The organism is Microcoleus sp. S28C3 (assembly GCF_036700785.1).
GTDB lineage: Bacteria > Cyanobacteriota > Cyanobacteriia > Cyanobacteriales > Microcoleaceae > Microcoleus > Microcoleus asticus.
This window is the reverse complement of record NZ_JAUBPO010000031.1, coordinates 11982-36027: the sequence shown is the minus strand read 5'-3', so window position 1 is coordinate 36027 and position 24046 is coordinate 11982. Positions and strand designations below refer to the sequence as shown.

Genomic DNA, 24046 nt, shown 5'->3' with positions numbered 1-24046 from the left:
AAAAAATAGCGTGTTGCTCCACCCGAATTTACGGCAGCGGACCAGCAGGAGCAGACTCATGCACGTAGAAGCTGGACTCAGACCAAGCAACGAAAATACTTAGAGTTGAATGGTGAAGCAAAGATAAAATTGAGCCAAGTTTTGTATAGCAGGAAATATGACGCGATCTTTTAACCAAAAACCTTCAATCCCCCCGACTCGCACCTCCAAGTCGCGGGGAAAAGGTTTGCTTGTACTGTCGCTGATTTTTAGACTGCTGCTGCTGGGGGTAGGCAGCGGTTTTGCCTGGGTTCTGGGGATGGCGATCGCTCAAATTTATCCCTCAGGCGCGACCGAGATGCCGCTGGCAGAGAGATTGCTGCGTCTCACTCAAAATGTGACCCCCAGCCCGAAACTCGCACCAGCAAAGCAAATTCCGGCGCTCCCGACACCAACCGCTACACCCAGTCCGCAGTCCACAGTCAGTCCTGCGCAGAGAGAGAAATTGCAGTCGGATTTGAGACAGTTGCAGGGCGAGCTCAACGCGCTGATCGGCCGCACGGCGGCTTTGGAAAGTCAGTTGGGCAGCAGCCGCCCGACGGAAAGTTTGGAAAAGCGGTTGCAGTTGATGTCGCAGCAATTGGCGGGGCCGGAAACGGCGGCAAGTCCTGTTCCTGCTTTGCCCGCGATCGGCAGCAGCCCGAGTCCGATCGCTGAAACTGTTAATACTGCGCCACAAAATGCCAACAATCCGGTGTTTGGGGGGGACGGGCTGATGGTGACTCTGCCCAGCGATGTTTTGTTTGATACTGGCAGCATTTCTTTGCGCGCGGGAACAAGTGCGATTTTGGACAATTTGGTGGCGGAGTTGGGCAATCACCAGGGGGCAACTGTGCGGGTTGCTGGCCACACTGACGACGCGGGAGAAGCGGCGGACAATCGCAATGTGTCGTTGGCGCGGGCTCAGGCTGTGGTGCAGTATTTGTCTGGTGTGGTGGGCCAGAATTATCATTGGGTGGCGATCGGCTATGGGGAAAGTCGCCCTTCGGTAGACAATAGTTCCGATACTAATCGGCAGCGCAACCGCCGCATTGAAGTGGCAATTAGTCCTTAGTCATCACTCATCAGTGATCAGTCATCAGTCATTTTTCAAGCATCTTATTCCGATGCCAACAGAAACCAGATAAATTAAATATTTCAATTCCCCTCTCCCTATGGCGCCATCTCCCTATCTTCCCCGCTATCAGGCTATCAAGCCGAAGGTGTAAGAGGTGGCAAGTCAGAATTATTTTTAGCCTGATCTATGGCATCTTGATGTTCGCTCCTAAGCTTCGGTTTTAAATACAAGTTCTCAATCAAAGCTGCCACTCCCGCAAACCAAGGCGGTACAATTACAGCTCCAATAATTCCCAATACTTGAACGCCTCCCAAGACAGACAGCAATTGATATAAAGGATGCACTCCAACCGATGAACCAACTAGCAAAGGATCTAGCACGTAGGTTTCCAAATTCTGGATGATTACAAATAACAGCAACACCCACAAAAGTACCCAGCCACCTTTAGCTAATGCTACGATTAATGCTGGTACTGCTCCCAACACTGGCCCGAGGAAGGGAATCAAGTTGGTAACGCCGGCGATCGCACCCAAGCCTAAAGCAAATTCCGGCATTCCCAAAATGCTCAAACCTGTGGTAATAAATATCCCTAAAATGCCCGAAACTAACACTCGCCCGCGAATATAACTCCCCATTCTTTGACCGATTGGCGCTGCTTGTGCGGCTAATCTTGCATCCCAAGGTTTTGGGAAAAACTGCACCAAACTTTTAATTAATGTGTCGCTGTCCGCAACCATGTAACCGGAAATAAATAATGCTAAAACTAGGCTGAAGACACCGCCTAGAATGCCTCTCGTTAAACTGTACGATCGCAAAACCAGTTGTTGGCTCGATCGAATCAGCCAATTAGTCAGCGATTGAGTGTCCACAAACTGACCCACCAAGGTTGGGGCATTGTCGCTCAACCGACTCAATACATTAGTTGCCACAGTTCGCAAACTTTCGACATAAACGGGTAACTGCCGCAGCAGTAACTCTATTTGTTCGATTACCGTGGGGCCGATTAACACTACCGTCCCGCTAAATCCGCCGATGAGAGTTAAATAAACCATAATCACCGCTAGCCAGCGGGGAACCCGCATTGTTTCGGCCCAATTAACGATCGGGACGATCGACGCGGCGAGCACGACTGATATCATCAGAATTACTAGCAAGCTGCGCAATTGCCACAGCAGCACTAGCAGCAAGGACGATGCTACTATTAGCAGCAAGTTAGGTAAAGAAATAGTAATCCGCTGTTCTGACATGATTAAGTAATAAAGGTTTATATTTGCGCTTATGTCCTCCCATAGGGGGAGTTTATTTATCTTCTCAGTTACCAAATATATGTGGGGTAAAATCTGCCCCTACTCATATTATAATCAAAAGTAACATCAGTACAAAAAAAAATATGCAACCGCAATATTCAACCCAAGATTTCTCCACTATTTCGTCTATTAAATCACCAACGCTGTTTTACGAATGGCAAAATTATCGCTGTGCTTATGATGTTTATAAACCAACTACTGCGACAGAATATAGCATCCCTTTGTTATTAATTCATCCGATAGGAGTTGGTTTGTCAAGAATCTTTTGGCATAGATTTTGTGAAAGTTGGTACAAAGCAGGGAACAGTAATCCGATTTACAATCCCGACCTTTTGGGCTGCGGCGATTGCGAAATGCCGGCTGTGGCTTGCTATCCTGACGATTGGGCTGCACAGTTGCAGTTTTTCTTGGAAACAGTAGTAAAAAAACCTGCGATCGTACTCGTGCAAGGTGCTTTACTAGCTGTAGCCTTGGCTTTAGTAAAAAAGCAGCAGGAAAGCGGCTCAAATTTAATTCGCGGGTTAGTTCTCGCAGGGCCTCCCGCTTGGGCTGTGATGAACAAACATTCGACAGAAAGACAGCAAAGAATTGTCTGGAATTTGTTAGATTCTCCCTTGGGAAACGCTTTTTACCGCTACGCCAGACGCGCTGAATTTTTGCGTTCTTTTTCCATCAAACAACTCTTTGGCGATGCGAAAAAAGTTGACAGCGAATGGTTGAATGCTTTGCAGGCTGGGGCGGCGAATCCTGACAGCCGGCACGCGGTTTTCTCGTTTTTAGCGGGATTTTGGCGCCAGGATTACAGCGGTACGATTCAAAAGTTCGATCGACCTGCACTTGTTGTCATGGGAGAAAAAGCCTCAAGCATCAGTCAAGCGGGTAAGGAAGAGAAACCAGATGAAAGATTAGCGCAATATTTAGCCCATTTTCCCAATGCGGAAGGTTTATTAATGCCAGGGCGCAATGTTTTGCCCTATGAATCCACCGCAGAATTTGTCGCGGCTGTTGCGGCGTTTGTGGAGAAGTTAAATAAAAATTAAATCTATTTGTGGAGTTATTATCTAATAATAACTGACACAGTTAATAGACCTCATCATGTGTCCCGATGTCGAGTAAAACAATGACTTCACTATTTGTTTCCGTATCCTCTTCAATCGAGAAAACGATACGACAATCATAGCCGCAAGAGCAGGACTGAAGACCGTCGAGTTTGCCGCCTAGTTTGTGGATACCTAGGTTTGGAAAAAATACATCTGCTTCCATTTGTTAAAGAGATTCTTCTATACGTTGCTGGATCTCAGGATTTCGTTTGACAAACTTGCGAAATGCTCGTTTGAATTTGGGAGTCAGAACCAGTTGTCTCATGCTTCCGGCTCGTCCAAAGACTGGCGTAATGTTTCAATAACATCCTCGGCTGACTGGTGTCGAAATTTGCCTGTACGGAAATCAGCTAAGGTTTGTTGGGCGTCAGCAGCTATTTCTGCGCGGACACTCTCGCTGTGACGGTTTTGCAGGATTTTGATCAGCATTTCCTGCTGTTCGTAGGACAGTTGCAAAGCAGTTTCTAGCACTTGGTCGAGGGTATTCATAGAGTTAGGCTATTAGCTCTAAGGTGGAACAAATTGCGAAGTTGAGTAAATTGTATCGCTTATTCCAAGACTAGGCTAAACAAAAAAAAATGTACTAAACTCGGTTTTGTCATGAGCGACAAAATCATTACGATCGAACCAGGTAAACGCGGTGGAAAGCCTTGCATCAGCCGAATGCGAATTACCGTGTATGATGTGTTGGGTTGGCTGGCTGCGGGAATGTCTCATGCAGATATTCTGGACGACTTTCCAGAGTTCAGGGAGGAAGACATTAGAGCGTGTTTAGAATTCCGCGATTGAAATTGCTTAAGAGTCAAGCGAAGTCTGCCTCCGCCGACTATGAATTTGGTTTTAACTGCGGTGCCAAATTGTTGTACCATCCTTTTGATCTATCAGAGTAATTCCCTTATCCTTAAGTTCGTTGCGAATTCTATCGCCCTCAGCAAAATCCCTAGCTTTCCGAGCATCTTTCCGCTGCTGAATCATCACCTCAATCTCCGCATCACTCAAACCATCAACAGCATCATTGCTATCACTTTCCGGCTGAACTTCTAAACCCAAAACCTCCGCCAAACTCACCAATGTCAGCCATTTTTGCTGCAACAAATCCGGCGACGTTTCTGTTTTGCCTTGATGCACTAAAACATTGCCTTCCTTGCCCAAGTCCTTAGCCAATTCAAACAAAACAGTCAAAGCACTCGGAGTATTGAAATCATTGTCCATCGCTGATTGAAAGTCCTGCACAGCTTTGCTATCCTGTCCAGTTTTCTCAACGTCCCAACTAAGTTGAGAACCGTATCGGAGGCCAAACAGCAAACCTTCATTGATAGTCTTCCAGCCATTTCGAGCACTAGCGATCGCCTCTTCGGTAAAATCAATTTGACTGCGGTACTGCGCTGTTAACACAAACAGCCTCACCGCCATCGGTTCCACCGCTTTTGACTTCTCGCTTCCTTCATTCTTACTCCCCCCCTTACCAAGGGGGGGCTGGGGGGGGTTAGATTCCAAATCGCCCGACCAATTCCCATCCAACAAATCGCGAATTGTAATAAAATTGTGCAAAGATTTCGACATCTTTTTGCCTTTGACAGTCACAAAAGCATTGTGCATCCAATAATTAGCAAGTGACTTGCCCGTCGCGGCTTCAGATTGAGCAATTTCGTTTTCGTGGTGCGGAAAAATTAAATCGGAACCGCCGCAGTGAATGTCAATTGTTTCGCCCAAGCAATCGCGCACCATCGCCGAACATTCGATGTGCCATCCGGGGCGACCTTTTCCCCAAGATGAATCCCAAGCAGGTTCTCCCGGTTTAGCGCTTTTCCACAGGGCAAAATCAGACGAATCTTGCTTTTTTTGAGCTTCTATTTCTGCGGTTTCCAATCTACCGCTAGCCCCAGCTTGCATTTCTTCCAACTTGCGGCCGGAAAGTTTTCCGTAATCGGCAAACTGCCTCACGTTGTAGTAAACGTCGCCGCCGGAAGCATAGGCATAACCTTTATTTTCTAATTCGTGAATCAGCCGTTTGATGCCGTCCATTGTATGGGTGGCGCGGGGATATTCATCGGCCCTGAGAATATTCAGCTTGTCCATATCTGCAAAATATTCATCGATGAAGCGTTCCGCCACGGCTTCCATTGTGGAATTAGTTTCGCGGGCGCGGTTGAGAATTTTGTCGTCAATATCTGTAAAATTCTGCACGTAGCGCACATGGTATCCCCGCCACATCAGATAGCGGCGCACCATGTCCCAAACAATGTAAGCGCGGGCGTGGCCGACGTGGCAGTAATCGTATACCGTAACGCCGCAGCAGTACATCCGCACCTTTCCTGGTTCGATGGGTTCAAAAGGTGATTCGCGACGGGTCAAGCTGTTGTAAAGCGTTAGAGTCATTCGATTTTAGATTTTAGATTTTAGATTTTAGATTTTACAAGATTTACGCAGAACCTCTAGGTGTAGGGTACGCAATGCGCACCCGATCTGTATAGGTAGCGCGTCAAACTATTTTTGCGTCCAGGACGGTTGGTTGGTAGTTGCGATCGCCCGTTAGCGAAGCTTGCAGAAAAAGAGCGCCCAACTGCCAGCCTAGGAAATTTGGTACTAAATCTCCTCTATCTATAGTACCGCCCCGGCCGACTCAATCTCACATCTAATTCATGTCAGGGAATCTTGACAATAGTTGGTGACGATCCCCACAAGCGTTTTATTGTCAAGGTTTCCTGACATATTGATCCCCAAAATCCCGAAAATGCGTATAACTACTCATGATTGATGGCAAAGACCCCTTGACCCGATCGCAACTTGTCTGCAACATTAAGTCATGACAAAGCGATCCCAAAGAAATGCTTCGATTAAGCTAAGCAGCTCTGGGAGTCGAATAGCGCGCGTGCTGCCAGCACAGCGTTGCTAGCAGCACCGATCGCACTCACAAAATCGATCTTGTCAATCAAGAATCGACAGAAAAGTTTTATTTAGATCGGACGGTGCGCGCAGAAGCCAAGAAGTCAGAACCCCCGATCGCATTGGGGACAAGACAAGCTAAAAACAAGCAAGGCTTCAAAGGTTGGAGAGATTTGGAAGCTCGATAATATTTGCATTTAAAAGAGTTTCTAACTCACAAAGTCAACACATTTGTGTTGAAAGAAAAAATCTAACCCGCCATCCCAAATAAGTGGAGAACAAACTCATGGCAAAAGAACGCCCACCATTAGAAGAGATGACTTTGCGACAACTCCGCAGAGTTGCTAGCGAATGTGGAGTCTCTCGCTACAGCCGGATGCGGAAATCGCAACTCCTGGCATCAATTCAAGAAATTCAGCGCACCAAATTTTCCTACAGCCCATCTCGCAAATTAGAGGCACAAGAAGCAGTGGAAGCAGCAAAGTTTGAACTCGGTCAAGAAGATAGAACAGGCGGTTCTTTGTCGTCTGTAGATGAAGGTTTAGCAGATTTGCCCAACGGCTACGGCGAGAGCCGGGTTGTTTTAATGCCCCGCGACCCAGAATGGGCCTACACTTACTGGGACATTCCCAACGCTCGCAAAGAAGAATTGCGCCGCCAAGGAGGACAGCAACTCGCCCTGCGGATCTACGACGTTACAGATGTTAACCTCGACACCCAAAGCCCGCACAGCATTCAAGAATATCCCTGCGACGAACTGGCGCGGGAATGGTACGTGCCAATCCCCGTGAGCGATCGGGACTACGCGATCGACATCGGCTACCGCTGTGCAGACGGCCGCTGGCTGGTATTAGCTCGATCGGCCGAAGTCCGCGTTCCTCCCGTCTATCCCAGCGACTGGATTGAAGACCAATTCATCACCCTCGACTGGGAAGAAGAGTTGCAAGGCAAAACCTTCGCCGAACTGGTTCCTCCGGCCAAGAAAGTCGCACAAGCAGTCAATGGCAATGGTTACAGCACCAGCAACGCCATCTACGAACAAATCTTCGGCATGGCAGAGTCTGCTGAATCCCTGCGCGTAGCGGGTTCTATCTTTGGTTCCATGCAGCACGTCGCCGGTTCCGTCCAGCAAGTCGGCATCCACGAACAATCTCTCAGTTCCTACGTCTTCCCCTCCGGCGTCGGAATGTGGGCTGTTCCTACTATGTCCGGTGTCGGTATGTCCGGTGTCGGTATGTCCGGCCTCACCATGTCCGGTGTCGGTATGTCCGGCCTCACCATGTCCGGTATCGGTATGTCGGGTGTCGGTATGTCGGGAGTTGGCTTTGCCGCCCCGATGCGCCCCCGCCAGTTCTGGTTAGTTGCTGACGCCGAACTGATCGTCTACGGCGCCACCGAACCCGACGCTACCGTCTACGTAGGCGGACAGCCGATTAAACTCAATGCTGACGGCACTTTCCGCTTCCAGATGTCTTTCCAAGACGGCTTAATCGACTATCCGATTTTTGCAGTAGCAGCCGACGGCGAACAAAACCGCGCTATCCACATGAAATTCAACCGCGAAACCCCTGAACGGCACACCAATACCAAGGAAGATGCTGTTGTGGAATGGTTGGGCTGATCGCTCGCGGTCGATCGCGATCCGGGCGATAATGCAGGTTTGTGCCAATTTTTTAACCATCACAAGGCATAGCCTGAGCAGATCCTGATTTGTTAGGGTTAATCCCAGACAACAACCCATAACACCCCCTATACACCGTACTCCTGTTTTGAGGAGCGGTGTTTTTTGTATTTAGGACTTACTCAGAAACCGCGTTTTTATAGCAGAATAGATCGCGGATCGGGCGATCGGCAAAAGTTATACCAATTCTTAAAAGTAGGGATAAATATAGATTGTATGCGAACATCTGTAGGGACTTAAGCCTAAGTTCCTACTTTATTTCATCCGATTGATAACTGCTATAGCAATCCTACTAAATGAGTCGTAAATTTTTTACCCCACCCCAACCATCTCCGAAGCGGCGGGGAGGGAGTAAGAAATTCACAAATGATTTAGGATTGCTATATATTAGACAAATTTCTCAATATCTCTCTGTAGATAGATGTTTACTTAACTCGCTATCGAGAGTGTTAAATCAAAATTTGCACTTTTCACTCAAGCATTATTAAGTAAGCTAAAGTTTACTTAAATTTTTATTGCACAAACTCGCTAAATTCAGCGAAACAAAAGAAAGCGAGTTATGAGAGAAATAAGGCGATCGCACAGCCACTTCTCAAAAGCAAATGCAAAAAATAAATTCCCCGCCGCAACGAAGGCAGAAGCCTCGTCTTTTAGCCTTATTCGCTGTCACATTAACCGCCGTCTTGCTTTTATTTATTCTGCCGGCACTGACTCAACAGCCAGTCGTGCTCACCATGTTAATGCAAGGTCAAGACCTTGTTAACTGGAAACCCTTTGTCAAAGAATTTGAACAGAAAAACCCCGACATTCGCATCAACCTCATAGAAGGGCCTTTTGACAGCAACCTCATAGAAAATCTTTACACATCTGCCTTTCTTTTAGGCGAATCGCCTTACGACATCATCAACATGGATATTGTCTGGGTTCCCAAATTTGCAGCCGCAGGTTGGGTAAGCGATTTGACAGACAGAATTCCCCCCGAACAACTATCAAAATTCATCCAAGGTAACGTCGAAGGCGGCCGGTATCGGGGCAAACTTTACCGAATTCCCCATGCTTCCGATGCCGGAATGCTTTATTACCGCAAAGACATTTTAGAACAAGCGAAAATTCCAGCGCCGAAAACTTTTGAAGAGATGGTAAAAATCTCTCAAAACTTGCAAAAACAGGGAAAAGCAACTTGGGGTTATCTGTGGCAAGGCAAACAATACGAGGGAGTCTCTGCGATGTTTGTCGAGGTTCTCTCCGGTTTCGGCGGCTTCTGGGCTAACCCTCAAACTTTTGAAGTTGGGTTAGATAAACCGGAGGCAATTAAAGCAGTCGAATTTCTCAAAAATACGATCGCCTCCGGCATTTCTCCTCCGGGTGTCACCACCTACGGCGAAGAAGAAACCAGGCTGTTGTTTCAAAATGGCAAAGCGCTGTTTTTGCGAAACTGGCCCTATGTTTGGAAGCTGGCAAATGCCGAAGGATCGAATATTAGAGGTAAAATTGCGATCGAGCCAATGCTCAGCAGTATCGGTCAAACAGGCGGTTCCTGCTTGGGCGGCTGGGGCTGGGGAATTGCCAAAACCTCAAAACATCCAGAACAAGCGTGGAAAGCAATTCAGTACCTTACCAGCGAGGAAACCCAGCGCAAATTTATTTTAGAAACCGGTTTAGTTCCCAGTTACAAATCCCTATTTACCAACAAAGAAATAGTCGCCAAATATCCCCACTACCGGCAACTGCTAAAAGTAGTGGAACGGTCAGCTTTGCGCCCGCCCCTGGCACAATACGCTCAAGCTTCTGATATTTTGCAGCGCTATTTGAGTTCAGCTTTTACCGGCAGAATGAGTGCAGAACAAGCAATGAAAGCAGCAGCTAGCGAAACTCGCAATTTATTAGGCAGTTTGAAACAACCCCAAGCTTCGTAAGTCCTAAACAGGCAAGATGCCTGTTCCACACAGAGTGAATTTTCTAGCCCGCCCGAACAGGCTTTCCGGCCTGTTCCACACAGAGTGAATTTTTTTATTGTGGGGTGGGCATCTTGCCCGCCCGAACAGGCTGTCCGGCCTGTTCCACAAAAAGTTAATTCAATTGTGGGGTGGGCTTCTAGCCCGCCCAAAAATAAATTAAAGGTGAGAAATATGCAATTAGACAAGATGCGACAGCGCGAACAAACAACCGGATGGATATTAGTAGCACCAGCTTTGATAATTCTGCTGCTAGTATTTGCTTACCCAATATTGCGCGCTTTTTGGCTGAGTTTATTCACCCAAAACCTCGGTACTGAATTAAAACTCGTTTTTTCCGGTTTTGCTAACTACAGTCGAATGTTAGGCGACGGGCGTTTCTGGCAAACTTTAGGCAACACCACAGTATTTACTGTCGCCTCTGTTTTACTGGAATTAATTCTCGGCATGGGCATTGCCTTAGTTTTAAATCAATCCTTCCCAGGGCGCGGCATTGTTCGCACAATTTCCCTGCTACCTTGGGCGCTACCGACTGCATTGATGGGAGTAGCTTGGGCGTGGATTTTTAACGACCAATACGGCGTAATTAACGACATTTTAATGCGTTTGGGATTGATTCAAAATAGCATTAGCTGGCTGGGAAATCCGACTTTGGCAATGATGGCAGTAATTACAGCAGATGTGTGGAAAACTACGCCCTTTGTCAGCTTGCTTTTGCTAGCAGGATTGCAGTCAATTCCCAATGATTTGTACGAAGCACACGCCATTGACGGCGCTAGTAGCTGGCAGAGTTTCCGTCAAGTTACCGTCCCCCTGCTGATGCCGCAAATTGTGATTGCTTTGCTGTTTCGATTTGCCCAATCTTTCGGCATTTTTGACTTGATTCAGGTGATGACGGGAGGGGGGCCGGCGGGGGCAACCGAGACGGTTTCTATCTACATTTACAGCACGGTAATGAGGTATTTAGACTTTGGGTACGGGGCGGCTTTGGTGGTGTGTACTTTTTTACTGTTAGTGGCAGCAGTTGCGATCGCCGCTTACCTGTTATCGAGAGCCCGCATCAATTGATTTTAGATTTTAGATTTTAGATTTTAGATTTGAGGATTGTAGATTGTAGATTTTAGATTGCTGAACGGTTTGAATTTTTCCTTTCATTGGTATAAATTATGTCGATCGCCCGCGAACAACCAACAAAAAAAACCTTTGACATCCGGCAATTAATCTTGCCAATATCGGCGATATTAGTCGTCGCATATTTCCTCGCACCTATTATCTGGCAGGTGCTAACTTCTTTCAAAGTAAATGCGGATATTTCGGCAATTCCCAACGTCTACATTCCCAAACGAATTACTTTTGAGCATTACCTGTCCCTCTTCCAGCGCCGCCCGTTTGCTCTTTATATTTTAAATAGCGCTTTTGTTTCGATTACTTCAACATTGCTGTGTTTAGCAGTAGGCGCTCCCGCAGCTTACGCTTTAGCCAGGTTGCGGTTGTGGGGCGAGAGAATCATCCTGGCAACAGTGACAATTGTAACGCTATTTCCGGCTGTGCTGCTATTTTTGGGACTGCTGGAAATTGTCAAAGCTTTGGATTTAGGCAATAATTATTTAGCATTAATTATTCCTTACACCGCTATCAACTTGCCGCTGACAATTTTGGTAATGCGAAGTTTCTTTCAACAGTTGCCCAAAGATTTGGAAGATGCCGCTAAAGTAGACGGATACAACACTTTCCAAATGCTGTGGCAAATCGTACTGCCGATGACATTTCCAGCTTTAGTCACAACCGGAATACTGACATTTATTTCAGCTTGGAACGAGTTTATATTTGCACTAACATTTATGACTCGCGAATCTCTAAAAACCATTCCCGTCGCCACAGCTCAACTCAGCGGCACGTCAGTCTTTGAGATTCCTTACGGGCCGATCGCCGCAGCTACCGTTTTGGGAACTTTGCCCTTGGTTTTGCTGGTTTTGGTGTTCCAGCGGCGCATTGTTCAGGGTTTAACGGCCGGGGCGGTAAAAGGATAAATCGATTTTAGATTTTAGATTTTAGATTTTAGATTGAACTGGTTCCTAGGCTCTGCCTGGTAACGAGTCAAACAACACAGTCAACAGTCAACAGTCAACAGTCAACAGTCAACAGTCAACACTTTAAAAATCATGGCAAAATTGCAACTAAAAAACCTCAATAAAACCTACAACCCTAAAGTTGTTCCCGTAAAAGACATTAGTTTGGATGTCAGCGAAGGAGAATTTCTGACTTTGCTGGGGCCGTCGGGGTGCGGCAAATCTACGACACTGCGGTTAATTGCAGGGTTGGAACAGCCGACTAGAGGCGAGATTAGAATTGGCGATCGCAATGTCACTTATCTCAGACCGGGCGATCGGGATATAGCAATGGTTTTTCAAAGTTACGCGCTTTATCCGCACATGACAGTATACGAGAATATGGCATCGAGCCTCAAACTTCGCAAAATCTCCTCCAGCGAAATCAACCGGTTAGTGACGGAAGTTGCAACATCCCTCGGATTGACGGAATTAATCGATCGCAAACCCGGAAAACTATCAGGCGGACAGCGGCAGCGAGTCGCCCTCGGCCGCGCTTTAGTGCGCCAACCGGAAGTATTTTTGCTCGACGAACCTTTGAGCAATCTCGACGCATTATTGCGGGAAAAAGTTAGGGCCGAACTCAAACAATTGTTTTCCTCCCAAAAAGCTCCTGTAGTTTACGTCACTCACGACCAAACCGAAGCAATGACGCTTTCTACAAAAGTCGCAGTTCTCAACAGCGGCAGCGTGCAGCAGCTAGATCCGCCACACTTAATTTATACCCGTCCTGCAAATCAGTTTGTAGCGGGTTTTGTGGGCAGCCCGCAAATGAATTTGCTAGTGCTTAAATGCCAGGGCAATTTTGCGATGTTAGGTGATTTTGGAGTTCCACTCCCAAATATGCCGACTGTGCCGCCAGAAATTGTGTTGGGAATTCGCCCAGAACACGTCGGCTTTGCAGATGCAGAGGCCGGCAAGATAGCGACCCCAGAGGCAATTAAAGGTGAGGTTTATTTAGTGGAAAACTTGGGAATGCAAAATTTAGTTAGCGTCCGAGTTAAAGGTTTGGAGCCAGTAACGGTGCGAGCTTTGCTGCCAAATGACCGCCACTGGAATTCCGAAATTGTAGAGCTGGTTTTTCCGCCTCAGTTCCTGCACTGGTTTGATGTAAAAACGGGCGATCGCTTGCAATAATAATTTGCCCTGAATAGCATGATTGATTAAAAATTCTCTAACCATGTGTATAAAAATAGGTGTTTTGCTTCTAATTAAGTTATGACTTTAGTTAGAGGTAAAACTATTTTGCTGCTGTTAACGTGATATTCATGTGTGAAAAAGCTAATTGGCTCACACATAGGTGGCGTATTTATCAGAATTTATCGCTAACCTATAACTCTATTTAGGTGGTTAATGGCAACGTGAAGCTAAGTTGGCTTTCTCTGGCGTTAGCTGCTGAGTTTGGAGTGAGCCAATGAGATTTAAAAATGTTGAAATTTATCACCAATCAACTTAGGGAGTATTACCGAGATGAATTTGATTTCCACAGCCATTGCTCGCATCAGTTCCCTGCTTAAGGGCTTTCAAGTGAAGAGTTTTTTGAGTGTTGTCCTAGTGGGTTTTCTGCTGCTAACAACAAATGTTGATTCAAGCCGCAGTAACCAAGGTTTTGGCAGGCAAGCCAGCTCAAAGGCTGAGCTAAACAATCCAGAAAGACCCCAAACAACCCGGGAATGGAGGCAAGAAGCTCGCGAAACGTCAGACTCTCCGGGCGAACGAGCTCAGAAGATTGGACAAGAGGCAGGAGCAGCCGTGAAAGAAATGGGGGAGATGTACCAAGACACTGCTAAGAGAAGTGTCCGCGAATTAAAGGATAAGTAGGTCCACCTAAAAAAATATAACACTGAGAAACCTGATTGCTGTAGGGGCAGCGCCAAGAGTGTTCGCCCTTGCGGGTTTCTCAACATCTGAACAGTTTGACGTTTAAATAGGTTGAGCTACTTAATACGGCAGAGACAATCAAGTAGGCGAGCATAAATAAACTAAGACTGACGTTCATAAACCCGGTTTCTCATGTGAAACTGGGTTTTTGAGTTGGAAGCCTTTTATGTTAAATTAAATCAAATCCGCGTTAAAAACCCCTTGATAAGACTCGGCGGTTGAAACTGAGATATTGCTGGATTCTCCATAAGCATTTCAAGGGCGGACTAGGAGCAACCGCCCAGAATAAAATTGAACTATGAGTGGAACAGTCCGGAAAGCCTGGTCATGAAAATGGTGCAAGATGTCAGTTAAAACCGCCTTTAACCTCAAACTCGTATGTGGCTTCGATCGTCGCTGGAATGCGAGTTTGAGGTCAAACTACACAAACTTTCGTCGCTGTCTAAGAGACTGATAAATAAGCGGTAAGGCGCTTAGGTTGCACTTTACATATAGAAGTTCCGCGTAATTCCTGATGAATAAACATCTTAACAGTCTTTGCTTGACCGGCCTGCTGTTCATCCTGCCTGTTTGTCCCGCGACAATTGCCCGCGCTCAACTTCCCGAAACTTCGGATACTAATGCCAAGCAAACAAATCTCCTCAAAGATGAACTGTATTTTGGGTTAACTAAACCGGGAGGTGAGACAATTTCGGAAGCAGAATGGCAGGAGTTTGTCAAGGCAGTTATTACCCCTCGCTTTCGGGAAGGGCTAACTGTATTAGATGGCTCGGGGCAGTTTCTCAACAGCTCGGGAATTCTGATTAGAGAAAACTCTAAAATAGTTATTTTGATTTATCAAAGTAGCCGGGAAAAAAATCAGGCTATTAATGAAATTATCGAAACTTACAAACGCACTTTCCAGCAAGAGTCCGTTTTGCGGGCCACGAGCGAAGTTAAGGTTTCCTTCTGATGCGGTCATCGAATCAGTGTATTTATGATATTATTTGGCTGAGCAAGGTCATACCCTCAAAGATAAGTAGGGTGCGGGTGCAAGCAAAATCATAATAATCATAATTTTTGGGTATCGATCGCACACTGCAAAAACTCGCTAGAAAAACCTGCCCGGGAGAAAACAAAAACATGACAAACGACGGCAACCCAAAAGCTGAACGGCCCGAAAGCGAGGATTCAGAAAATTTGGACGGTATGGCGAAAGCTTTTATTGTGAGCGTGGCTTGGTCTTACGCAGAGGCATTGGAGCGAACGAAACGATCGCGAAATCCACAGGAACCCGCGCCGGAATCTCCGACAGAACAAGTCGATCGCAATCCTGAAAGCAATTAATGAAAGACCGTTAATGCGATCGATTTGCCAAATTATCTGTGCGATCGAACACAGTAGTCAGTTAGCTGTTTTGAGTTCAGAACGATCTACTCAGAGCAGCGAGCTGTTCAATTAAAGCCGAATTTGTATTGGATTTTACAACAAAAAAAAGTGAAATCCCCGTGACTCTTCAATAAGCTCAGGACAAGCTTTAGTCAGGGGATGAGAACTGCGTTGCGGGTTTGAACCTCAACCTATCTCTATCCCTAAAACGGATTTAAACTAAACAAAGTACGGTTTTACCGCTACAGTGTACAAAACAAATAACCAATTTTTAGATCGGTCTCATGTCTAATTCAAAAATGATTGGCAAAGCGATCGCAGGTGGTCTTTGCTTCGGCATCCTCGCCAGCTTCACCGCTTCACACAGCCCCGCATCCGCAGCAGCACCAACAATTGCCCAAGAAACAGCAGCCCCGGCCGCCAGCAACATCGACACGCAACTCCTAGGCCAATGGCAAGGCACAGTCCCCTCCGGTCAGTCTTTCACCTTCGTCTTTGCCCCAGAAGGCAAATTGTTTCTCATGGCTAAAGGCCCCGACGGAGCCGCCCGCGCCAAAGAAATGAGGTACAAAGTTAATCTCGGTGAAAAACCGATGCACATTGATGTCGGCCTCAGCAGCACAGAAACCGTTGAGACTGTTTTTGAATTGACTCCCGAAGGTCAAATGCGGCTTCAGTTGCAAGGCACTAATCCCGGACAGGCCAGACCTAATGCCTTAAACGAGCAGGCAACCGTATTTAAAAAGGTCTCTGAGGCCACTGCACTGCCTGCTGATACTCAAGTCATAGGTTTTTGAGGAAAATTACTCGCAGGCAGAAGGCACTCCAGTAGTTCTGAGTTTTGAGTTGTGAGTTTTAATTTAAAGAATTTAAACTTTAAAATTCAAAACTCACAACTTAAAATTTTCCCACTGCCTTCTGCCTTCAACAGGCCCTGCTACAATCCACTTAATCTCCATTTAACTTTTGCCATAGACCTCCATGAGTGAAACCGTCCTAGAAGTTCGCAACCTGCGGGTTCAATTTCAATCTGCGGACGCAGGCGATGCGTCTCCAACAGTCAAAGCTGTTGACGGCATTTCGTTTGAGGTCAAGCGAGGGCAAACTCTGGGAATCGTGGGAGAGTCGGGGTCTGGAAAATCGGTAACATCCCTGGCTGTGATGGGTTTGCTGTCGAGTTCGTCAACGAAAATCGAGGGCGAAATTTGGTTTTCTCCCACAAAAGACGGCGCTAGCAATGGGCCTGTGAATCTGCTGGAAATGCCGGACAGGGAAAAACAAACATACCGGGGCAGCCAGATTGCGACGATTTTTCAAGAGCCGATGAGTTCGCTCAATCCTGTTTATACGATCGGATTTCAACTCACAGAAGCCATTTGTTTGCACCAAAAGGTGTCGCAGACAGAAGCGCGCCGCAAAGCAGCTTCTCTGCTGCAAGAGGTCAAGCTGCTAGCGGGCGACGATGAGCTCAGGCAGCGGTGTTTGGCTTTGCGGCAAGAAGCGGTTCGGGAGGACGATCGCGATTTGATGGAGCTCGTCAACGGCCAAAAACAAGCTATGCTCGATCGCTACCCCCACGAACTCTCAGGCGGTCAAATCCAGCGCGTGATGATTGCAATGGCCATTTCTTGCAATCCAACTTTATTAATTGCTGACGAACCGACCACGGCTTTAGACGTAACCGTGCAGGCAACTATCTTAGCTTTGCTGCGCGAATTGCGGGACTCTAGAGGCATGGCAATGATTTTTATTACCCACGATTTGGGCGTCATTGCGGAAATTGGCGATACGGTGGCGGTGATGTACCGAGGCAAGATTGTTGAGTGCGGTGCGATCGAACAAATTTTCAGCAATCCCCAACATCCTTACACAAAAGGTTTATTAGCTTGCCGCCCAACTCTCGATCGGCAACTGCGCCGCTTGCCGACAGTTTCCGATTTTATGGATGTCACCACAAATGCTAGCGGCGAATTAGTAATTGTCGAGAAAAATACCGATTTAGACGGCGACATCAGCGGAGGAAATTCCGCTTTTCCAAATGGAAAACCGCCTCGGCTGCCGAATATTTCCGAGCCTTTGCTGGCTGTTAATAACTTGCGAGTCGGTTTTCCGGTGCAGGGAATGTTTGGCGAAACTAAACGCTTGTTTATGGCGGTCAACGATATTTCTTTTGAGGTTTACCCGGGCGAGACTTTGGGTTTGGTGGGCGAGTCTGGCTGCGGCAAATCAACTTTGGCGAGAGCTTTGCTGCAATTAATTCCGATCGCCAGCGGTAAAGTGTTTTTTGAAGGCCAAGAAATTACGCCTCCTGCCATAAGTAGTTCGGCATCGCAGTGGATGGCTAATTATCGAAGGCAAAAAGAGTACGATCGCAAATTGCGGTGGCTGCGGCGCGATCTGCAAATTATTTTTCAAGACCCTTTTAGTTCTCTCGATCCGCGCCTGAATATTGGGGATGCGGTGATGGAACCGATGGTGATTCACCGCTTTGGTAAGAACCAAAAAGAACAGCGCGATCGCGCGGCTTATTTGTTGGAAAGAGTGGGTTTAAATCCCGATTTTATGCGGCGCTACCCTCACGAGTTTTCGGGCGGACAGCGGCAGCGAATTTGTATTGCTAGAGCTTTGGCTTTGAATCCTAAGTTTATTATTTGCGATGAGTCGGTTTCGGCATTAGATGTGTCGGTGCAGGCGCAAGTTTTAAATTTGCTGAAGGAGTTGCAAACAGAGTTTGGACTGACTTATATTTTTATTTCTCACGATTTGAGCGTGGTCAAGTTTATGAGCGATCGGGCGATCGTCATGAACAAAGGTAAAATCGAGGAAATTGGCACTGCTGAGCGCATTTACAGGCAGCCGCAGCAAGCTTACACGCGGCAACTTATAGCTGCTATTCCTGCGGGAAATTTGGAGCGAATTCGGCAACAGCAACTAGGTCGCCAAGCTGCTTGGCCCCCATCGCCGGCAGATGAATCGAAACACTTGTGATCTCTAGTTTTTTAAACTGGTATCAATTACCAATTGCCCGTTACCAATTACCAATTACTAATTAACCATTAAGCGCGAATATCTCGTGCAACGAAAAACTTCTACAAATATTTTTTTCATTTTATCTTCACAAATCAGCGGTTTATCTTTATTTTAACTTCATAATTTATGGTCAAATTCAACCTGCTTGAACTTGACTAATATTCCGGGCTGTTCAACCTACACCCAGGGCGGTTCACGCAGTATTTTCATACATCAAACCCGGCCATTCCTGGACGCAAAAAGTGGTATAATACGCTACTCTAAAGCGGTAAGCAGCTTCATGCGCAGCATACATAATTAGGCTCTGCGTGCAGGATGAGCTAGATTACGCCAAATGTCCAATGACTAACAGCAATATGTAGCGTAGTATTATAGATAAACTTTCTCTATGAGTGGAAAGAAGTAGAAAAGGCGCACCCTAGCTAAAAAGAGATTGCTCGCTAATTCCGTAAATACACTTAATTCTCTGACCAAGTTGCGTAGATTTACGCAAATTTAAAAATGATAGATTTCGCAAGCTAGGAAAGTTTTACAAAATTTAAACATCTTTATTGTAATTGTGACTCACCAAAACAAAAACGGAATCAAGAGTAAAAAAATGAAATCTTCTGTTCATATCGAAGAATCAAAAAGCACTAAATTATCGAACTTACTGCAACTGTTGTTGAGAAAATTCACGGCAGAAGTCACCAAAATAGAAAAGGCAGAAGGCAGCAAGCAGTATGAAAAAAAAATCAGCCTAGCGACGATCGCCCCTGGCACTTTATTCTCAGTTTTGATAATTGTACTGCTTGTCTTAAACGAATTGCTCGTAGCTGGCAGCCGTGATAATTTGTACGGTGGCCAACTCGCACTGGGATTTTTGGGAATAGCAAATATTGTCTTTTTGGCGGTATCGGCGCGCTCAAACGCCTCTGCTGTCGCAGCCCAAAACGATCGCCCATCCAGCCAACCCGACGGGTGCGATCGCTTTTTTAGCCTCTCGCCAGATATGCTGTGCGTCATTGGTTTTGACGGTTATGTAACACTCATCAACCCAGCAGCAGAAAAAATCCTCGGCTATTCCCCAGCAGAAATGATTGGCAAACTGTTCCTTGAATTCGTGCATCCAGACGATCGCGAAATTACTTTAAAAGAAGTTGAAAGTATTGCTGCGGGAAATAATACCGTTGGGTTTGAAAACCGCTGGCGCTGTCGCAACGGTTCTTACAAGTGGATAGCCTGGACTGCTACCCGTTTCTGCGAGGAAGAATTGATCTATGGTGTCGGCCGCGACATTACCGATCGCCAAAGGGCCCAAGAGTCACTCCAGTACAGCAATTCTATCTTGTATTCCGTGATTGAAAGCACGCCGGATATCATTTGTGTCAAGGATATTCAAGGCCGCTACACGATCGCTAATTCTGCGCTAGCTCAATTTTTTGAAAAACCGCTTGAGGCAATTTTAGGCACAGACGATGCAGGATTATTTCCCGCTGAAATGGCCAGTCAAATTATCGAAATAGACAGCAGAGTGACGGCAGGAGAATATTTGACTTATGAAGAATATATACCAAAAAACGGGGCTGTGCAAACGTTTCTAACCGCGAAATACCCTTGGCGCGACTCTCAGGAAAATATTATCGGCGTAGTTGGCATATCTCGCGACATCAGCGATCGCAAACGCGCCGAAAAAGCCTTGCAAGAAAGCGAGGAACGCTACCGCTGCTTAATTGAAGCCACATCCCAAATTGTTTGGGATACTAAAGCCGCAGGCGAATTTGTCACCGAACAAACAGGATGGAGTGCATTTACAGGACAGACTTACGGCGAACTTAAAGGATGGGGGTGGCTGAATGCTATCCATCCAGACGACAGACAACATACTGCAAAGATTTGGTCTGATGCAATTGCCAACTGCACTTTATACGAAGTAGAACACCGCTTGCGCAGGCACGACGGCGAGTACAGGTACATGAGCGTGCGCGGTGTGCCCGTATTGAACGCAGACGGCAGCGTTCGCCAGTGGGTGGGAGCGCACTTCGATATTACCGATCGCAAAATAACAGAAGAACAAATACAGCAGCAAAAAGAATTTTTGCGCAGCATTTACGACGGCGTAGATTACAGCATTTTTGTAATAGATGTCGGCGAAGACGGAGAATTTCGCTACGCCGGCTGGAACCCAGCAACAGATTTACTCGGCGGCATCAGCAGCGAATTCGGGTACGGCAAAACTCCTGAAGAGCTTTTCCCAGAAGCTACAGCAGCAATGTTCCGGCAGAATTTGATCGACTGTTTGGAAAAAGGCAGCTCGATTTCCCGCGAATATCCCGCTAATTTTGTGCCTGGAGAAATCTGGTCGATCCTAACTCTGACTCCGCTGCAGGACGCATCGGGCAAAATTTATCGCGTTGTCGGCAGTTTCACCGACATTACAGAACGCAAAAAAGCAGAAACACAATTGCGCGAACAAGAGGAATTTTTAAACAGCATCTATAACGGCTCCAGTCAAGCTCTTTTCGTGATAGATGTCGGCGCCGACGGAGAGTTTCGCTATGCAGGCTGGAATACAGCCACAGAAGCCTATACAGGCCTTTTGAGCGCCGATGTCAAAGGCAAAACCCCAGAAGAGGTTTTTCCCCCAACCGTAGCAGCAGATTTTCGGCAAAGATGCGTCGATTGTTTGGCAGCCGACAGCTCGATTTCTTATGAAGACAGCGCCGAGTTGGAAGGCGCACAACATTGGTTTATGGTAACTCTGACGCCGCTGCACGATGCCTCTGGCAGAATCTACCGCCTGATTGGCAATTCGACTAACATTACCGATCGCAAACAAGCAGAAGCAGCGCTGCAAGAGAGTCAGCGTTTTGTTGAGCGAATTGCCAATACCAGTCCGAATCTTCTCTTTGTGTACGATGAAAGCGAGCAGCGAAATGTCTACAGCAACCGCGAAATCAGTGACACCCTTGGCTATACGAGGGCAGAAGTTGAAAACATGGGCAGCAATCTACTGCCCACCATCATCCACCCTGACGACTTAGCTAAATTTCCCGGATATTTTCAGCAATTAGAAAATGCTCCCGACGGCGAAGTTATTGAGTACGAATATCGGGTACGCGATCGACAGAATTGTTTGCACTGGTTAGTCAGCCGGAATATTGTATTTAGCAGAACAGAGGAGGGAAAAATTAAACAGCGTCTCGGTGCTGCTACAGACATTACAGAGCGCAAAATAGCAGAACAAGCTTTAGCAGAACAATTGAAACTTTCTGTATTCACAGCAGATGTGGGAATTGCTCTGACTCAAAACCAGAGTTTGCGTGCAACTTTGCAATATTGCAGCGAAGCAGTTGTGCGCCATTTGGATGCTGCGTTTGCTCGGATTTGGACGCTGAATGAAGAGGGAAATGTATTGGAACTGCAAGCAAGCGCGGGGATATATACTCACATTGACGGCGCTCACCGCCGCGTTGCTGTCGGTGAGTTCAAAATTGGTTTAATCGCCTTGGAGCGAAAACCTCACATCACTAATTCTGTGCAAGAAGATCCCCGAATCCAGGACAAAGAATGGGCCTCACGAGAAGGAATGGTGGCTTTTGCTGGATATCCGCTAATTGTTGACAATCAGTTGCTGGGAGTAATGGCGATGTTTTCTCGCCAGGAGTTGAACGAATCAACGCTGGTTGCTTTGGCATCAAGTGCCGATGCGATCGCCCTGGGAATTAAGCGCAAACAAACAGAAGAAGCTCTCGCCATACAAAAGCAAACTTTGAGGGCAATTATTGACAACGCTCCCATTTGGGTGTGGCTGACTGACACTAAAGGCAAGATGCTGTTGGTTAACAAAACTTTTTGCGAATCTGTGAACGTTCCTGAAGAAAGATTTTTGGCAGCTTCTCATTCTTCAGAAATTTTGGGAGGGGAAGCATTTGCTAAGTGCATGGCATCTGACGTGCAAATCTGGAGTCAAGATACTCCTTTTTATGCTGATGAAATTATCCAGTTTGCTGACGGTGAAAATCACCATTTAGAGGTGATCAAAGCTAAGGTAAAAGAGGCCAACGGCAGCGCGATCGGCTTAATCGGTTTGGGTTTGGACGTTACACAACAAAAAGAAGCTCAACGAAAGTTGCAAGCTTCGGAAGCGCGATTCCGCAAGTTAGCGGAGCAGGAAGCGCTGCTGAACCAGCTAGCTAGCAATATCCGCGAATCTCTGGATTTAGGTACTATTTTAGCAACAACTGTGCAGCAAATTCGCGACTTGCTGCAACTCGATCGCTGTGTGTTTATCTGGTATTTGCCCGACGCTTCGCCACCTGCTTGGGATGTCGTCCACGAAGCTAAAAATGATGACTTGTTCTCGGTTTTGGGTTATTTCCCTGCTGACATAACGGGTACGCTGTCGCAAAAAATCGCTAATTTGGAAGTTTATCAAATAGATGATGTTGCAACTCTCAGCGATCCCGTAGAACGAAAATTCTTTTTGGAGGCTGGTTACAAGTCTGTCTTGGATTTGCCGATTAAAAGTACCGGGGGTTTAAATGGTGTTATTGGCTGCATTTCTTGCAGCGAGGTGCGTAAGTGGACAAAAGAGGAAGTCGAGTTAATGGAGGCAATTGGCGATCAATTGGGCATCGCCATCAGTCAATCTGAACTTTACACTAAAAGCGTCGATTCAGCTCGGATAGCACAAGAACAAGCTGCCAAACTCGAAGTAACTCTGTGCGAACTCCAGCAAGCTCAAACTCAGCTCGTGCAGGCAGAAAAAATGTCGAGTCTCGGTCAGATGGTAGCAGGAATTGCCCACGAAATCAATAACCCGATCAGCTTTATTTTCGGCAATCTTACCTACACAGAAGAATACACCACAAACCTGATGAAACTGGTGCAAATGTATCGAGATGAATACCCGGAACCTTCTCCGGATATTCAGCAGGCAATAGAGGTGTTAGAGCTGGATTTTGTGCTAGACGACTTGCCGAAAATGCTGTCTTCTATGCAGGTGGGAGCCACTCGCATCCGCGATATCGTGAGGAGTTTGCGCAATTTTTCTCGTCTCGATGAATCTGACATGAAAAAGGTTAATATTCATGAAGGCATCGACAGCACATTGATGATTTTAGAACACCGTCTGAAAGTTCAGCCCGTTAGCGTAGCGAGTACGGAGTACCGTCGCCCCGCAATTCAACTCGTTAAAGAATACGGACAATTGCCACTGGTGGAGTGCTACGCCGGACTGTTAAATCAGGTGTTTATGAATATTATCGCTAACGCTATTGACGTTTTACAACAACCGCTCGAAAATCCGGGAATTATCCGCATTCGTACAGAGGTAGAAGGTACTCTCGCTGTGATTAGAATTGCTGATAACGGTGCAGGTATCACCGATCGAGTCAAGCAGCGAATCTTTGACCCGTTCTATACTACAAAACCGATCGGTTCGGGGACAGGGATGGGTTTGGCCATTTCCCATTCAATTATTGTGGAAAAACATAAAGGTGAAATCAAGTGTTTATCGGTGGTGGGGAAAGGCACTGAATTTATAATAGAGATTCCGATTAAAAGAACAGAAAATTAAATTGGTTTTCTGCAAAAATAGTAAAGTACGTCAGTTATAAAAACCATGTTTTTTTGTATTAACCTTAAGACAGA

General features: G+C 46.5%; 18 protein-coding genes. 14 read left to right on the top strand and 4 right to left on the bottom strand.

Annotated elements, in window-relative coordinates; translation table 11 throughout:
* Positions 1–157: 157 nt before the first annotated feature.
* Entirely contained in the window at positions 158–1093 is a 936-nt protein-coding gene (locus QUA13_RS11760) for an OmpA family protein (RefSeq protein ID WP_333198562.1), read from the top strand.
* 137 nt (positions 1094–1230) lie between these two features.
* Here QUA13_RS11760 and QUA13_RS11755 read toward each other — a convergent pair whose 3' ends face one another.
* Positions 1231–2343: an AI-2E family transporter gene (locus tag QUA13_RS11755; protein ID WP_333198560.1), complete on the bottom strand. Its 1113-nt coding sequence runs from the start codon at positions 2341–2343 to the stop codon at positions 1231–1233.
* A 143-nt stretch (positions 2344–2486) separates the two neighbouring features.
* Here QUA13_RS11755 and QUA13_RS11750 point away from each other — a divergent pair, with 143 nt between their 5' ends.
* The gene (locus QUA13_RS11750; RefSeq protein WP_333198558.1) at positions 2487–3443 is read left to right on the top strand and encodes an alpha/beta fold hydrolase; all 957 of its coding nucleotides are present in this window, start codon (positions 2487–2489) and stop codon (positions 3441–3443) included.
* A 40-nt stretch (positions 3444–3483) separates the two neighbouring features.
* Here QUA13_RS11750 and QUA13_RS11745 read toward each other — a convergent pair whose 3' ends face one another.
* The gene (locus QUA13_RS11745) at positions 3484–3666 is read right to left on the bottom strand and encodes a plasmid stabilization protein (RefSeq protein WP_333198556.1); all 183 of its coding nucleotides are present in this window, start codon (positions 3664–3666) and stop codon (positions 3484–3486) included.
* Between the two features lie 98 nt (positions 3667–3764).
* Positions 3765–3992: a hypothetical protein gene (locus QUA13_RS11740; RefSeq protein WP_333198554.1), complete on the bottom strand. Its 228-nt coding sequence runs from the start codon at positions 3990–3992 to the stop codon at positions 3765–3767.
* A gap of 111 nt (positions 3993–4103) precedes the next feature.
* Here QUA13_RS11740 and QUA13_RS11735 point away from each other — a divergent pair, with 111 nt between their 5' ends.
* Complete coding sequence (locus QUA13_RS11735; RefSeq protein ID WP_333198552.1) at positions 4104–4292, top strand: DUF433 domain-containing protein; 189 nt, start codon at positions 4104–4106, stop codon at positions 4290–4292.
* Between the two features lie 51 nt (positions 4293–4343).
* On the opposite strand, the gene cysS is transcribed toward QUA13_RS11735, so the two are convergent.
* Complete coding sequence (gene cysS, locus QUA13_RS11730; RefSeq protein ID WP_333198551.1) at positions 4344–5882, bottom strand: cysteine--tRNA ligase; 1539 nt, start codon at positions 5880–5882, stop codon at positions 4344–4346.
* Positions 5883–6675: 793 nt separating this feature from the next.
* Here cysS and QUA13_RS11725 point away from each other — a divergent pair.
* The 11 genes from QUA13_RS11725 (at position 6676) to QUA13_RS11675 (ending at position 23972) form a co-directional block, all read left to right on the top strand.
* A complete protein-coding gene (locus QUA13_RS11725; RefSeq protein ID WP_333198549.1) occupies positions 6676–8010 on the top strand; it encodes a DUF4912 domain-containing protein in 1335 nt (444 codons plus the stop codon).
* Positions 8011–8672: 662 nt separating this feature from the next.
* On the top strand, positions 8673–9986 hold the full coding sequence (locus QUA13_RS11720) for an ABC transporter substrate-binding protein (protein WP_333198547.1): 1314 nt from the start codon (positions 8673–8675) through the stop codon (positions 9984–9986).
* Between the two features lie 213 nt (positions 9987–10199).
* Positions 10200–11093 carry a sugar ABC transporter permease gene (locus tag QUA13_RS11715; RefSeq protein ID WP_333198545.1) on the top strand — a complete coding sequence of 298 codons (894 nt, stop codon included), beginning with the start codon at positions 10200–10202 and terminating at the stop codon, positions 11091–11093.
* A gap of 98 nt (positions 11094–11191) precedes the next feature.
* Positions 11192–12055: a carbohydrate ABC transporter permease gene (locus QUA13_RS11710; protein ID WP_333189310.1), complete on the top strand. Its 864-nt coding sequence runs from the start codon at positions 11192–11194 to the stop codon at positions 12053–12055.
* Positions 12056–12187: 132 nt separating this feature from the next.
* A complete protein-coding gene (locus tag QUA13_RS11705; protein ID WP_333198543.1) occupies positions 12188–13270 on the top strand; it encodes an ABC transporter ATP-binding protein in 1083 nt (360 codons plus the stop codon).
* 333 nt (positions 13271–13603) lie between these two features.
* On the top strand, positions 13604–13954 hold the full coding sequence (locus QUA13_RS11700; RefSeq protein WP_333198541.1) for a hypothetical protein: 351 nt from the start codon (positions 13604–13606) through the stop codon (positions 13952–13954).
* A 574-nt stretch (positions 13955–14528) separates the two neighbouring features.
* On the top strand, positions 14529–14966 hold the full coding sequence (locus tag QUA13_RS11695; protein WP_333198539.1) for a DUF3574 domain-containing protein: 438 nt from the start codon (positions 14529–14531) through the stop codon (positions 14964–14966).
* A gap of 170 nt (positions 14967–15136) precedes the next feature.
* Complete coding sequence (locus tag QUA13_RS11690; protein ID WP_333198537.1) at positions 15137–15340, top strand: hypothetical protein; 204 nt, start codon at positions 15137–15139, stop codon at positions 15338–15340.
* A gap of 326 nt (positions 15341–15666) precedes the next feature.
* Positions 15667–16179, top strand: a complete 513-nt coding sequence (locus tag QUA13_RS11685; protein ID WP_333189305.1) for a hypothetical protein — start codon at positions 15667–15669, stop codon at positions 16177–16179.
* Positions 16180–16363: 184 nt separating this feature from the next.
* Positions 16364–18370, top strand: coding sequence for an ABC transporter ATP-binding protein (locus QUA13_RS11680; RefSeq protein WP_333198535.1), 2007 nt, complete (start codon positions 16364–16366; stop codon positions 18368–18370).
* Between the two features lie 640 nt (positions 18371–19010).
* Entirely contained in the window at positions 19011–23972 is a 4962-nt protein-coding gene (locus QUA13_RS11675; protein WP_333198533.1) for a PAS domain S-box protein, read from the top strand.
* Positions 23973–24046 lie beyond the last annotated feature (74 nt).